At 69.8% G+C, this 13,080-nt stretch carries 11 protein-coding genes; 2 read left to right on the top strand and 9 right to left on the bottom strand.

Translation table 11 applies throughout. The features are described 5' to 3' along the window. Nucleotides 1-287: 287 nt before the first annotated feature. A complete protein-coding gene (locus tag N8I74_RS09705) occupies nucleotides 288-674 on the top strand; it encodes a VOC family protein (RefSeq protein ID WP_263126692.1) in 387 nt (128 codons plus the stop codon). Nucleotides 675-743: 69 nt separating this feature from the next. Here N8I74_RS09705 and N8I74_RS09700 read toward each other — a convergent pair whose 3' ends face one another. Continuing rightward, on the bottom strand, nucleotides 744-1,889 hold the full coding sequence (locus N8I74_RS09700; RefSeq protein ID WP_263126691.1) for a hypothetical protein: 1,146 nt from the start codon (nucleotides 1,887-1,889) through the stop codon (nucleotides 744-746). Between the two features lie 12 nt (nucleotides 1,890-1,901). Continuing rightward, on the bottom strand, nucleotides 1,902-2,273 hold the full coding sequence (locus N8I74_RS09695) for a DUF6150 family protein (protein ID WP_263126690.1): 372 nt from the start codon (nucleotides 2,271-2,273) through the stop codon (nucleotides 1,902-1,904). Between N8I74_RS09695 and N8I74_RS09690 the strand changes: the two genes are divergently transcribed. Further along, nucleotides 2,265-2,681: a hypothetical protein gene (locus tag N8I74_RS09690; protein WP_263126689.1), complete on the top strand. Its 417-nt coding sequence runs from the start codon at nucleotides 2,265-2,267 to the stop codon at nucleotides 2,679-2,681. The two genes, N8I74_RS09695 and N8I74_RS09690, sit on opposite strands and share 9 nt — an antisense overlap. An 8-nt stretch (nucleotides 2,682-2,689) precedes the next feature. On the opposite strand, the gene N8I74_RS09685 is transcribed toward N8I74_RS09690, so the two are convergent. The 7 genes from N8I74_RS09685 to N8I74_RS09655 form a co-directional block, all read right to left on the bottom strand. Further along, nucleotides 2,690-3,742 carry a TAF4-like domain-containing protein gene (locus tag N8I74_RS09685; RefSeq protein ID WP_263126688.1) on the bottom strand — a complete coding sequence of 351 codons (1,053 nt, stop codon included), beginning with the start codon at nucleotides 3,740-3,742 and terminating at the stop codon, nucleotides 2,690-2,692. Beyond that, complete coding sequence (locus N8I74_RS09680) at nucleotides 3,739-5,667, bottom strand: GNAT family N-acetyltransferase (RefSeq protein ID WP_263126687.1); 1,929 nt, start codon at nucleotides 5,665-5,667, stop codon at nucleotides 3,739-3,741. The genes N8I74_RS09685 and N8I74_RS09680 overlap by 4 nt, the downstream gene beginning before the upstream one ends. 9 nt (nucleotides 5,668-5,676) lie before the next feature. After that, complete coding sequence (locus tag N8I74_RS09675) at nucleotides 5,677-6,684, bottom strand: hypothetical protein (RefSeq protein WP_263126686.1); 1,008 nt, start codon at nucleotides 6,682-6,684, stop codon at nucleotides 5,677-5,679. A gap of 136 nt (nucleotides 6,685-6,820) precedes the next feature. After that, complete coding sequence (gene tssA / locus N8I74_RS09670) at nucleotides 6,821-7,954, bottom strand: type VI secretion system protein TssA (RefSeq protein ID WP_263126685.1); 1,134 nt, start codon at nucleotides 7,952-7,954, stop codon at nucleotides 6,821-6,823. Continuing rightward, a complete protein-coding gene (locus N8I74_RS09665) occupies nucleotides 7,951-8,286 on the bottom strand; it encodes a hypothetical protein (RefSeq protein WP_263126684.1) in 336 nt (111 codons plus the stop codon). Before N8I74_RS09665 ends, tssA begins: the two co-directional genes overlap by 4 nt. Before the next feature lie 26 nt (nucleotides 8,287-8,312). Then, on the bottom strand, nucleotides 8,313-12,245 hold the full coding sequence (locus N8I74_RS09660; RefSeq protein WP_263126683.1) for a type VI secretion system protein: 3,933 nt from the start codon (nucleotides 12,243-12,245) through the stop codon (nucleotides 8,313-8,315). 13 nt (nucleotides 12,246-12,258) lie between these two features. Next, nucleotides 12,259-13,041 (bottom strand): DotU family type IV/VI secretion system protein, encoded by a 783-nt coding sequence (locus N8I74_RS09655; RefSeq protein ID WP_263126682.1) that lies wholly within the window; start codon nucleotides 13,039-13,041, stop codon nucleotides 12,259-12,261. Between the last annotated feature and the right edge of the window lie 39 nt (nucleotides 13,042-13,080).

Below are 13,080 nucleotides of genomic sequence, written 5' to 3'. Positions count from 1 at the left end.
GAATCCGGCGCCGGCATAGCTGGGCCGGCGGCGCAAGAAGCTTCGTGTAAGGCATTCCAGCCTACGGCCCAGGCAGCAGGATGTCAATCGAGTACGCTGCTTGACGTTGTTCCACCGCCGGCCTGGCAAGCGGCCATGGGGCGGGGTGCGGCTGCGGCACGATCGCGCGCTACAAATGAACCGTTTTCCACGCTCACGGCGCCGCGCAGACATGCCAGCGGCGTTAACATGAGTTGATCCCGGCCTGCCCTGGAGACGGTTCCCCCTCATCGAAAGGAGACTTCGCCATGATTGACAATACCGGCATCAACGTGGCCGACCTGGCGCGCAGCAAGCAGTTCTATTTGCAAGCGCTTGCGCCGCTGGGTTACCAGGTGCGGCTCGACTTCGAGGCGGCCGTGGGCTTCGGTGCCGAAGACCCGGCGCACGGCCACGATCCGGGCGGGGATTTCTGGATCTCGTGCGGCGAGCCGTACCAGCCGCGCAGCCATATCGCATTCCGCGCGCGCAGTGCCGAGCAGGTGGCCGCGTTCCACGCGGCGGCGCTGGCGGCCGGCGGCAAGGACAACGGCGGGCCGGGGCTGCGGCCGCACTACCATCCGCACTACTACGCGGCCTTCGTGCTCGACCCGGATGGCTACAACATCGAAGCGGTGTTCCACGGCGGCAGCTGAAGTCCCGCCCGCCTCACCGGCACGGCAGGCGCGCCGGCCACCGCGGCCCGGCGCAGTCGCGGCGCGCGATCAGGTCGGAATCTTGCCCACGCCGTACTTGGCGCGCTTGTGGTCGGCATAGTCGACCGGCGCGTCGACATGATCGAGCGTGCCGGCCTTGGCGGCCTTGCCCCACCAGTCGCCGAATTTCTGCGCGATCCTGTTGCCTGCGTCGCGGTCGCTCATCGACTTGGGCCCGGTGTACTTTTCCCACTTGGCTTGCACCGCGGCGCGCTTGCGATCGAAGGTATGACCGATCGCCTTGTCCAGCTGGGTGTGCAGCTTGAGCACCTGCTGCTGGTAGTTGTCAGCGGTGCTGCTGTTGCCGCTGCCCAGCTCCCTTGTCACGGTGTCGGCCAGGTTCGATGCGCCGTCCTTCTTCAGTTGCGGCAGGTTCTGCAGCAGGTAGCCGTTGAAGTTGCGCAGCAAGGCCTTGTCGTCCTTGCCACGTGTGGACGGGTCGTTGTCGAGCAGCAGTTTGGCGCGCAGGAAGCTGGCACGCACCGCGGAGCCGGTGAAGGCGGTGTTGACGGCCGAGGCGCCGGTCAGATCCTCGACGAACGAGGTGGCCGCGGGGCTGATGAAGTTGTTCGCCTGACGCTTGGCCTGTGCTTCGTTGTGAGCATGCTTTTGCGAGGGGCTGAGATTGCTGGTCTTGCCGGCGTTGTCGCCCCGCGTGATCTTCCTGGTGTTGGGTGCGGTGAAGTTGCCCAGGTCGCTTTCCTTCACCGGGTGCCCCATCGTCGCTTTGATCGCGCGGCCGTGCTTCTGCGCGCTGTCCGTATCCAGCGTGCTGGGCAGGATGTCCTTCCACACCGTTTCGCTGCCGAAATTGGTCAGCATGCCCTGGGTCCATGTGTTGCTGCTGCTGGTGCGGACCTGTTCCTTGGGCTGGTAGACCGCGTTGATGGATTGCGACAGTGTCTTCGCGGTCCCTTCGCTTTTATAGCGCCCCGGAAACGAGGCCTTCAGCTGCACCGTGCCGTGCCCGTCCTGGCTCACCTTGTCCAGCGCCTTGCGGAACGGCACGCCGTTGAGCGGCGTGGTGGCCTGCACCGGTGGCGTGGCCGGCAGCGCCACATCGCTCAACGTCAGCGAGGTGGCGGCGCGTTTCTTGACTGGCATGGCCGGTGTGCTGCTCATGGCCTTGCGTTTGTGGCTCGAACTCGAACTCATTGCGTCTCTCCCTTACGTTGTAATCAACCGCCCTTGCAGGCGGTGCGGCCTCACCCACCCCGCCTCGCCGTCGGCATCGACGAAGCACACCTTGAGCTCGGCCATGCCGATGCTGGTGAAATGGATCCACAGGCCGGCGTCCTGCCGGTCGCGCGTGATGAACCAGCGCGCCTCGCCGCGCGCCAGCCCGCGGCTGCCGACCCGGCGCACCAGCAGGTCGGCCTCGCCACGGCCGACGATCGCCACCCGCAGCTGCGCTTCGCCCGGCGAGGCGGCCTGGTAGACGCAGGCCATCAGTGCCTGCCCGCGGCACCTGCCGCCGCGCGCATCGCTGGCGCGCTTGCTGCCCGGCACCGCACATTCGATACTGTCCCCATGCGACATCGCTCCCTTGCCCTTGTCTATCCGCTTGGCCTGCGCGGCCATCGCCACGAAACCCGCGTGGTGCAGCCTGCAGGCACGACGCGGCCGGTGCTGGGCACCAGCCAGCCACTGGAGGACGACCGCCGCGCCGCGGTCTACCGCCAGTGGGGCCAGCCCACCCGCTCGCCGCGCCAGCCGGCACCTGCCACCATCGATGAGCCGCTGCCGCAGCGCGCGCAGACCATCCTCTATCACCAGCTGGCCCGGAACACCCAGGCACTGCTCGATCGCGGCGCGACACCGGCCCAGAACCAGCCCGACGGCGAGCTGCCGGTGCCACGCACCGAACCGCTCGGTCCCACCGGCGCGGCGCCCGCCACCAGCGTCACCGTCAACGGCCCCAGCATCACGGTGCGGCTGCGGCGCTGAGCGCCGAGTCAATCGTCCTTGTCCAGGTCGCGCCGCCGGTAATTCAGCACCACGCTCTTGAACTCGGGCTTGCCCGCGTCCTTGCGCGCGGCGCGCCGGTAGGCAATGCCGACCGTGGACTGCGTGTCGGTGTCGAGCGCGAAATGGAACACATTGCCGGCGCCGTGCTTGGCCAGCTTTTCCTCGGCCAGCTTCTCCAGGTAGCCATCCGCGGTCAGATTGGCGTAGTGCGGCGCGAATACCGTGCCGTAGGCGTTGGTGGCCGCGCCACCCAGCCGGAACGGCGCCCGGTGCGCCCGGGCGAACTGGGTCTCGCCATACTCGGGCTTGGGGCTGAGCGGCTCGCCGATCTGCTTCTCGTCGGCCGTATCCCCATGTGCCCGCACGCGGGTGGCGGTGACCTGGTAGCCCTCGTAGCGGGCCGCCAGCGTCTCGCCCACGCCTTCCTTCCAGCTGGCGGTACGCAGGTCGCCTTGATAGATGCCATCGTCGGCCAGATCCGCCCTGCCGATGGCGGCGCTGACCACCTTGATGGTCACGTCGCCCCAGCTGGCGCCGGTCAGCGCGCCGCCCTTGATCTGCTGCTTGAAATCCTTGCGTACGCTGTCGTCCAGTTGCCCGACCGCGCGCCGCCCCTCGTCGTGGGCAGCACGCACGAACGAGGTGACATCGGTGCCGAAATGGCCGGGCGACGACCCCAGCGCCTTGAGTGCCTCGGCGTTCTCGCGGCGGCGCTGTTCGGCCTGCTCGCGCTGCTTGGCCTCGATCGCACGCGCCTTGCTGTGCCGCTGCGGCTCGATGTCGACACCACCGTTGGCTGCGCGCAGCCGTTCGGCTTCACTGAGGCGCTTGCGCTTCTCTCCCACTGCCACCAGCGGCGACAACGCCGCCGACGATTCGGCGGGCGACGTCGCCCGGTGCGGCTCGGCCAGTGGTGCGAGCACCGGGCTCGCCACCAGCGTACGGGAAGGGCCAGCGGTGCTGCCGACGCGCGGCGACACGGGGACGTCGGGGTGCAGGCTGGCATTGCGCCGGCGCGTCCCGGGGCTGTCTTCTTTCATGGCGTATCCTCCGTGGGCTGGGCTGCAGCCAGGGTGATGGGGCTGGCCAGCCCGGCAAGCAGCCGCGCCAGCCCGGCCCGATCGCCAGTGCCGCCCAGGTTAAGGAACAGCAGGTCGTCGTCCGGCGGCTCGGCGGCACAGGCGAGCTTGACGAAGCCCGCCGTCTGCAGCACCCGACGGGAACGGGCGTTGTCGCGATAGACCGAGGTATAGAGCTGCAGCTCGCCTGCCTGCGCGCGCAGTGCACAGGCCAGCATGCGCCCGGCCAGCCCGCGCCCCTGCCAGTCGGTGCCAAGCCAGAAATGCAGATAGCCCGCGTCGGCGTGGCAGTGGATCGACACCACACCGATCGCGCCGGCATCGGCATGCACCACGGCATAGCCGCGCCTGGCCGGCTGCCCGGCCGACTCGGCCAACCAGCGGGCCATGGCCTCGGCATCGTCGAACTCGGGCAGCCGGGTCATCATGCCGATCTGTGGATCGCGGTACTGATGGAACAGCGCCGCGGCGTGCTCGGGCCCCAGCGGCTCCAGCGTCAGCTCGCCGTCGCGGCAGGCGGCGGGCCGGTACCAGTGGAACGCTCCGTGCGCCGCGGCGCGCGCCTGCAGGTGCGCCAGCAGCGCCTGCGCCGGGCCGTCGGCCGGCACCTCGGCCACGAGCGCCTGCAGCAGCTCGATGGCCAGCGCGGGGCGGCCCGCGCCCGCTTCCAGCCGGGCCAGCTCGCGCCGGGCCGGCACATGACCGGGCACCTGGCTCAGCAGCCGGCGCAGCAGTTGCCGGGCAAGGCCCAGGTCGTCCAGCTGCGTGGCCACACCGGCCAGCTCGATCAGCAGCTCCGGCGGGGCCGGGTCGGCCAGCACCGCCGCCACGCGATGCAGCGCCGCCCGCCAGGCGGCCCGCTCGACCTCGTCCCACGCCGGCAGCGCCTCGATCAGCGCCGGCAGCATCCGGACGCAGACTGCCGGGTCGTGGCCGCTGCGGCGCAACAGCCCGAGCCGCGGCGGCAGCTGCCCGGCGGCTTCCAGCAGGACGGCCTGATCGGACGGGAAGGCGCTGCCGAGCCGCTCCAGCAATGCGTCGGCCAGCTCGTTGCCCGCAGGACGGGCCGGATCGCACCAGGCCAGCAGCAGCGCCACGCCCGACGCCTGCTGCTGCAACGCTCGCCACTGTGCCTGCTGCGCGCGCAGATGGCAGCCCAGCGCATGCAGGTTGAGCGGCAGCCGGTCGATGCCGACCGTGAAACGCTCGGGCGGATGCAACGCACCCAGCCGGATCTCCCTGGCTTCCAGCACGCCGCAGTCGGCGGCCAGCAGCAGATAGCGGCCCTGCGCCGCCTGCGTCAGCGCATCCAGCCGCGCCAGCGCCGCCAGCGGCATGGTGAACGCGGCACTGCTCAGATGCCGGGCGTAACTGCCCGGCAACGCGGCCAGCGCCGCGGCACTCACCGGATACCATTCGCAGCGCAGTGCCAGCTCGCCGGATTCGCAGTCCGGGGTGGCCAGCAGCTCGCCGCGCAGCGTGCGTCCATAGTGCACGCCGAACAGTGCCGGCACCGGGGCGCCAAGCGCACCCAGCGCCAGCAGCGCCACCGGATTGGCGCCCGGTGCCGCCACTGCGTCGTCATTGCGGTAGTCCACCCGCCAATGGCCGCGCCCCAGCGCCGCCAGGCGCGCGCGCAGGCGCGGCAGCAGCAGGCTGCGCAGGCGCCCGCCCGCTGGGCCCAGATCAAGCACGGTGAACGGCGCCGCGGCGTCGATCCCTCCCGCCGCTTCGGCGGCAAGCCAGTTGTCGACGATGGCGTCGCACCATGCGGCGGCCAACGGCGGGGTGGCAAACCAGTCGGTCAGGTCCGGCTGCGGTGATGCAAGGACGGCCAGTTGCCGCTCGGCGGCCAGCCCCTGCGGACAATGTGGCGTTGCCTGCATGGGCTTCTCCTATTTGCTCAGCGTGTTGGCGCGGCGGGTGGCATTCGACACGTTCTCGCCCAGCGTGCGCGCCACACCGGTCGCCTTGATCTGCTCGGACAGCGTCACCTTGCTGCTTTGCTGCCAGCTTTTGTCGGCCGCATTGCGGAATGTCTGCGAGAGCACCGGCGTGGGCGCGAACACGTGGTCGGCCGCCACCTGGTAGTTGCTTTTTTCGAGCGCCTTGAAGCTGTTGACGGCAAAGCGACCGAGTTGCTGGTTGGCATGCAGCGCGGTGCGCTGCTGCTGGAAGTCCTGGGCGGCCTTGGGCCCGCTGACCTGGTCCAGCGCGTACTTGACCGGCTTGAGCTGCGCGCGGCTGGCGGCGAAGGTCGAATCCTCACGCAGCACCGCCGGGCCCTTGCCCCAGGCGTCCATCACCACATCCGACGGGTTGAAACCGGCGCCCGAGACGCGCAGCTCGGCCCAGCCGTGATCGATCTGCGCGCTGCTGACCCGTTGCAGCGTCTCCTTGCCGACCAGCTTGTCGCCGTGCAGGTGCATGCTGAGGTCACCGTGTTCGCCGCAGTTGCCGGCGCGCACCAGTTCGGAACTCAGCGCCTTGAGCATGCCGAAGCGCGATTCGCTGACCGGGCCTTCGCCTTTGGCCATCTCGTCGCGCAGTTCGCGGCCAGCGGCCATCCAGCGCGACGATTCATGGCTGCTGCGGGCGATGTCGGTCGAGACATTGCCGCGTCCGCGGTCCAGATGCGCGCGCACCGCTTCGACCGTGTCGTTGGCGCGGCGCAGCCGTTGCGCCTCGCTGCCATCGATCGGCCGGTCCAGCAGCGCACGGCCGAACATATAGCTGAAAAGCTTTTCGTCGTTCCCGCCCATCGGCGGCGCCTTGGAGCGGCCGCGCAGCGCTTCCAGCTCGGTATTGCGCTGGTCGATCATCTTCTTGTTGAACTGCGGGTCGTTGAAGGTCTGCATCTCGATGCCCTGTTCAACCTGCCGGGATCCTCTGCGTGCCTGCATGCTTGCTCTCCTCCTGGATCGGCGCACCGGCGCCGGACAGCGGGTCAATTGAGTGGCCTTGCGGCCCTGCCGCACAGTGAAATCGGTTCAGCAGCGGCGGTGCACCGCCCGGTGCGCTGCGCTGCGCCCTCGCCGCTCACCCCTGCTCCTTGCCGGGTTGCAGCCCCAGCAGCTCGAAGATGCTGATCTGCCCGCCAAAGCGCAGAAACACTTCCTGATAGAGCTCGACCGCGTTGAGGTTGCCCCACTCGATCGCGCGCCGGACCATGTAGGGCACCGGGCTGTGCGGCTCCACGTGCAGCAGGTAGTCCGCCGCCTCGGCCAGCCGGGCGTAGGCGTCGGCCCGGCCGGCGATGGGGCCGCTCGGGCCGCCCACCGGGGGGTAGAAATCGTCTTCCTCGACCTGCGCCGGGCTGCCCTGTGCCTGCTGCGGCTCGGTCAGCCGCAGCGCGTCCGCGTGGATGCCGCGCTTGTGCAGCTCAGCGCCGACCAGTGCCTGGATCTGTTCAAGCATGCCATCCAGCAGGCCCAGGCTCGGCGCCTCACTGCCGAACAGCGTGTCTGCGGCGACAGTCAGCGCCTCCAGCGCCGCGCGCGCGTCGCCCAGCGTGCAGTACAGCCAGCCGTAGCCATCGCTGGGCGTGGCGGCGATCGCCGAATTCAACTCGGCCAGCGCCGGCCCTTCCGGCGGCGCGGCATTGCGGGCGCCGGCGCTCCTGACCTGTTCATTGCGGTGCGCCTGCTCCCAATCGGCCCAGCTGTAGTCGCGCTCGCGCCCGGTGGCGGTGATCGGGATGCGGCGGATCGCCGGCAGCAGCTTCTCGTTCACCCAGCGCAGCACGTTGACCCGATGGTCCAGGTCGCCGCGGGGCATCGGTGGGTACAGCGTGTCCCAGAAACGGCGGCACAATCCTTCGAGCAGCGCCAGCCCGGCGGCGATGCCGGCAAAGCCGCCGCGGTTGATCTCGGCTTCGAGCAGCCAGGCGGCCAGCTGCAGATCCTTGCTCTGCGTGGCGAGCGCCTGACTGGTCAGCACGCTGACGCGGGCCCAGTCGGCGCGTTTGAGTTCGTACTCCCAGGCGCCTTGCGGCAACGAGGCATCATCGGCGCGGCGCGCGTCCTCGATGGCCCGGTAGGTGGCACTGTCGCGCAGCGCCTCGCCGGCCGGGTTGCCGCCGGGTATGGGTGCCAGCAGTGACTCGAAATCGCGTTCGAGGTTGTTGCGGCAATAGTGGTCGATACGGGCGGAAAGATCGTCTGAGGATGTCATGGCTTGCCTCCCCTATCGGGTGTCGTGATCGGCTGGAAATAGGTCACCGTGCCGCTGTCCCCGCTCGGGGCGCCCGGTGCCCCGAGTGCGTTGGGCTTGGGGATCGGTCGACCGCTGTCGCGACGAAGATCGTCGAAATGGAAATGGTGGCGGTTGGTGCGGGTATCGCTGACGGGGTCGTAGATCCCGGTGGAATAGGAACGTCCGCGGCCGGTACTGAGCTGCGCAGATGTCAGGAATTCCCGTTGGTAGGGTTTGGGCCGCGGCACGAAAGCCGGGGTCGCAGCGCTCAGGGTGCTTTTTTTCTCCGGGGCCTTATCCGATGAAGCCATGCTGGTTCTCCTGTTTACTCACAGATTCACTGCAGCAGCGGCGCGCGCTGCGGGAAGGCCTCGGGCAGCGTGAGCGCCACCGCGGCACGGGTCTTGGGGTCCTGGCCGGTGAGCTTGAGCCCCAGATAGGCGCGCATCGACTGCACCTCGGCGCGGCCGGGCGGCTGACCGGCGTTGGCAGTGGCCACGTTGAATTCGAGCAACAGCCGCGTGGGATCGGCCGCGTCGCGCGTCAGCACGCCGCGTGGTGCATGGGTGGCGATCAGCCGCAGCAACGCCCATTCACCCAGCGCGACGAAGCTGGCGGTCTGCCCTTCCACCTGCAGATCGTCCTGGCGCGCATCCGGCAGCGGCCGCCATTGCGAGCGGTCGGCCCATTGCAGCGCCAGCACCAGCATCTGGCCATAGGCCCACGGCAGCGTCGCGGCACGGTTGGGGTGGCCGGCGCTGCGCTCGGCGCTGGTCAGCGTCCAGCCGATGAGCTGCTCGCTGCCGGGCGAGTCGGCGGCCTGGGCGCGGAAGGTCATGTCCAGCTGCAGCGGCTGACTGACATCGCCCGCGGTCAGGTTGCTGCCGAAGAACGCATTGACCGCGTCCAGCCGCGCCAGGAAGCCGTTGGCCGCCTCCAGGTATTCGACCGGGATGTCCTCCAGTGCCTTTTCCAGCCGGGCACGCTCGCCGGCGTAGTCGGCGAAGAAGCGCTTGACCGTGCCCAGCGGCGCATCGCGCGCCACCAGCGGGCCGAACGGGTAGCGCCCGGCCAGCTCGCGGTTGAAGCGGGTGGCAAACCCCCGCCAGGTCTCGAACGCCTCGGCCTGCCGCTGATCCTTGCAACGCAGCCCCACCTTCTGCTCCAGCACCACACGCCGCGCCGAGAACAGGTCGTTGCCCGGATCGGGTGAGCGGTAGGCGGCCAGCGCGGCACGGCAGTTGGCGTAGGTCATGCTGCTCAATTGCTTGAGGAACAGATCGTCGAGCGCACCGACCTGCGCATTGGGCTCGCGCCCCTGCTGGTAGCGGGCCAGCTCGTTCAGGGTATTGGCCCAGTAGACCGCCGTCCGCCCGTTGTCGGCGTGTGCTTCATCGATCACCTCGGCGTTCTGCAGGAACACCACGTAGGGCGTGGCGTAGCCGGCCAGCACCCCGGCGCGCGCCACCTGCCGGGACAGATAGTCCTTGACCACCGGCGTGGTGCCGAGCGTGAACAGGCTGGCGTCGGCGGCGTCGTTGCTCGGGTCGTACAGCCGGCTTGCCTCGGCGAGGGTATCGAGGGTGGCGAGGGTGTCACTGGCATGGTCGCGCGCGCACTGGGTCACCCGGGTGGCACTGTCGGCAAAGCCCAGCTGCCGGTACAGCCGCAGCGCGGTCAGCAGCGGATCGACACTGCGCGAGAAGTCGGCGCTTTCGGCGGCCAGCCGCTGGTCGGCGTCGGCCAGCGTCTGCAGGCTGACGCGGGTCAGCATCGGCTCGGCCGGCGCCGGGTGCTGTGCCTGGGTCATGGTGGCATCGAACGCGTGCTGCAGCTGGCGGCGCGCCAGCCTGTCGTACAGCGGCCGCCCTGCCAGGCCCGGCTGCGGCGCCAGGCCCTGCTTGCGCGCAAACGCCTGGTAGTCGCGGGCGTGGCGGGCAATGGCGGCCAGCTGCTCCGGCCGCCAGCCGGTCATTGCCGGCCGGCATTGGAACGGCGGCGTCGGGCTGATCTGCATGAAGTCGAGCGCGGCCAGCGCCGTGAGACCGTCCAGCTCGGGCAGCAACGCCGGATTGAGCACATAGGCCTTGCCATCCGCCAGCGTGCCGGCGTCGGGCCGGGTGGGCGTGAACACCGGTCCGTAGGCGGGCAGTTGCAGCGCGACCAGCTGGCGCATGGCCGGCTGCGAGCAGGCCGCCTCGCCAAAGCGCTCCTGGCTGCCCAGCAGCGGCACATAGCGCTGGTCGAGCGCGATCAGCGTATCCAGATCCCGCACCAGTTGCCGGCGGATCACCGCGCACGGGTCCTGCTGGCTGCCGCGCAACCATTCGCCACGCACCCAGGCCAGCCACCAGGTGAAATGCTGCGTGGCGGCCAGCACATCGCCCTCGTCGCGCTGCAGTTGGGTCAGCAATGCCCGGCCCTGCCCGACCTCCTGGGCCAGCTGCGTGCCAAGGCGCTCCGCCTCGTACTGCAGATGCCGGGTCAGTTCGGCGCGCAGCGCCTGCGGGATCGCCAGTGGCGTCTCATCGACGATGGCGATCAGCCCGTTGGAATAGGCGCCGTGCTCGCGCGCCACCGCCGCCGGCAGCGGCTTGCCGTACAGGTAGTGCGCCAACGCCGCGAATTCACGCAGCACCAGTTCGCGCGAATCGCGGCGATTGTCGTTGGCGATGAGCGTGAAGCGCTTGATGTTGCGTTCCAGCTCGGTGATCGCGCGCAGGTCGTCGAACAGCCGGCGCCGCTGCGCGACATAGGCCGGATGCGCGACGGGCTGTGGCGGGTGGTTCAGGTCCTGCAACGTGCGCGTCATCCGGTGATTGAGCTGGCAGGCCATGCTGGGCAGGATCACCCGCTTGAACGCCTTTTCGGCGATCACCTCGGCGCTGCCGTCGCGCACCCGGGTATCGAACCACGACACCGGGATGAACGGCGAATACAGATGGGCGCGGATGCCGGCCAGCCGCTCGATCAGCCGGTAGACGGTATCGCGGGTGGTGCCGCAGGCCCCGCCGGGATCGGCCTGTGCCGCCTCGATCAGGTCAAGCGAGGCACGCAGCTCGCCGGCCTGCCGGTACAGCATCGCCCCGGAGAACGCGAGCCCCAGCAGCAACGCGGCGATCAGCGCGCAGCCGGCGAACTGGGCCCGCCGGATCAGCCGGCTGCGCGACCAGATGCCGGTGCGGGTGCGGCGCGCCAGCAATGGTTCGGCCAGCACCTTGTGCTCGATCACGTCGTCGACGAAATCCACGTCCTCGCGCCGGTCGCCCGGCAACGCCGGCGCGCCGTCGGCCTCGATGCTGCCGGTGAAATAGAGCCCGCGGAAGAAGAACCCGGCGTACAGGGGCGCCGAGCGGAACACCAGCGTCAGGCAACGCGCCACCGGTGCGCGCAGGCCCTGGAAGTGGCGCGGGAACAGGAAGAAGCGGTCAGCGTCGTCGATCTCGTCGCAATCGGCCGCGGTATCCAGCTGCAGCGCCTTCAGGCGCTCGTGCAGCATGTCGAACGCCTCGTCGGCCCATTCCTGCCCGGTACGGCTCTCGGCGGTGCCCGGCGCCGACCAGCCGAACATCTGCGCCGGGTCGCGCGAGGCATCGTCGCTGCGGCGCGACAGCGCGCGCCAATACGCGGCGAAGCCCGCCACGTGATCGCACTGGGTGATCACCACATAGACCGGCAGGGCGAATTCCAGCCGCGACTGGATGGTGTAGAGCTGGTGATACAGGCGGTCGGCCAGCTGGTCGCGCGCTTCCTGGCCGCGTTCCAGCAGCGTGCGCGCCGAGATCGCGAGCACCAGGCTGTCCAGCGCACGCTCGGGCCGCAGGTCGCTCAGCTCACCCAGCATGGCTTGCCAGGCGTGTGCCTCGGTGCTGCCCGGGGTGGCGCAGGCCCAGTCGCCGCGCGGGTCGATCAGCACGCCCTGGTTGAAGAAATGCCACTCGGTCCCGCGTGCCGCCAGCCGCGCCTCGCGCGGTTGCGGCTCGCGCCGGATGCGCATCGAGCACGAGGCGATCAGGCTGGACTTGCCGGCACCCGCCTCGCCCACCAGCAGCACCCACGGCCGGTCGTAGCGCCATTCGCGCCGGGTGATGAGGTAATAGAACACCGTCAGCCAACCGGCGGCCCGCTCGCGCAGCGGCCGATGCAGGTGCGGTGCCTGCGCCGGCGCCATGGTGATGGGCACCGGTCGGCGCGCGCGCCAGATCAGCCACACCGCGAGCAGGCCGACCAGCAAGGCCGCGATCAGGATGCCGATGAACACGTGCGTCACCTTGGCCGCCCCTTCAGGAAGAAATGTAAGTGTCGAGCGGCCACAGCGCCGCCACCCAGACCGCCTTGGCCAGCAGCAGGTACAGCAGCAGCGCGATCGCCCCGCCGATCAGCCAGGGCGCAAGCGGTGCCAGCCGCTCGCCCTTGCCGGTGCCGCGCTGCCGGTGCTCCTCGGCATAGGCCTGCCAGAACAGCCGCCGGGTTTCGCGCACCTGGCCGCGCTGCTGTGCCAGCCGGTGCAGCTTCTGCCGTTCCTCGCGCAGCAGCCCTTGCCAATGCGCACCGCGGTACTGGCCCTTGAACCCCAGTTGCAACGCCAGCAGGAACACCGCGGCAAGATCGGCGTGCAGCGGGCCGCGCGACCCCGCATGCGTCTGCAGCAGCCGGTTGGCCAGCTCGAAGAAGCGGCGTCCTGCGCAACGGGTGCGGAACAGCTTGTATTCGAGCATGCCGTTCAGCCACGGCTCGCGCCCGGGCCACTCACCCAGTTCGAGCAGGAAGATCTCGTCGGCCAGCGCCGCCATCACATAGCGGGCAATGTGGTAGGCGCGCTCGTCGGCGCTGGCGCCGTTCTCCTTCACCAGCCGCAGTTGCCGGTCCAGCAGCGCGGTGAGCCGGGCGCAGATGCGCGCGGCAAGATCGATGCCGCGGGTGGGTGCCGCCTCGTCGCCCACCGTCAGCAGGCCGGGCAACCGCCCTTCGCGCGCCGCCAGCTTGATCAGCGCCAGCTCTTCATAGAATTCGGCGAAGCAGCCGAGCAGGAAATGGGCGGCGCGCCCGCGCTGTGCCGGCATCATGCTCGCCGTCCTGCCGGCGTGCGGCGCCGCATTGCAACG

It is taken from the genome of Chitiniphilus purpureus, from assembly GCF_025642115.1.
Taxonomy (GTDB): Bacteria; Pseudomonadota; Gammaproteobacteria; order Burkholderiales; family Chitinibacteraceae; genus Chitiniphilus; species Chitiniphilus purpureus.
The sequence above is the reverse complement of the archived record's forward strand: the minus strand, read 5'-3'. Positions and strand labels throughout refer to the sequence as shown.

Excerpts from the sequence above, each read along its gene's own strand:
- N8I74_RS09705 (WP_263126692.1), top strand. The coding sequence starts at position 288 with ATGATTGACAATACCGGCATCAACGTGGCCGACCTGGCGCGCAGCAAG.
- N8I74_RS09700 (WP_263126691.1), bottom strand. The coding sequence starts at position 1,889 with ATGAGTTCGAGTTCGAGCCACAAACGCAAGGCCATGAGCAGCACACCG.
- N8I74_RS09690 (WP_263126689.1), top strand. The coding sequence starts at position 2,265 with ATGCGACATCGCTCCCTTGCCCTTGTCTATCCGCTTGGCCTGCGCGGC.
- N8I74_RS09695 (WP_263126690.1), bottom strand. The coding sequence starts at position 2,273 with ATGTCGCATGGGGACAGTATCGAATGTGCGGTGCCGGGCAGCAAGCGC.
- N8I74_RS09685 (WP_263126688.1), bottom strand. The coding sequence starts at position 3,742 with ATGAAAGAAGACAGCCCCGGGACGCGCCGGCGCAATGCCAGCCTGCAC.
- N8I74_RS09680 (WP_263126687.1), bottom strand. The coding sequence starts at position 5,667 with ATGCAGGCAACGCCACATTGTCCGCAGGGGCTGGCCGCCGAGCGGCAA.
- N8I74_RS09675 (WP_263126686.1), bottom strand. The coding sequence starts at position 6,684 with ATGCAGGCACGCAGAGGATCCCGGCAGGTTGAACAGGGCATCGAGATG.
- tssA (WP_263126685.1), bottom strand. The coding sequence starts at position 7,954 with ATGACATCCTCAGACGATCTTTCCGCCCGTATCGACCACTATTGCCGC.
- N8I74_RS09665 (WP_263126684.1), bottom strand. The coding sequence starts at position 8,286 with ATGGCTTCATCGGATAAGGCCCCGGAGAAAAAAAGCACCCTGAGCGCT.
- N8I74_RS09655 (WP_263126682.1), bottom strand. The coding sequence starts at position 13,041 with ATGATGCCGGCACAGCGCGGGCGCGCCGCCCATTTCCTGCTCGGCTGC.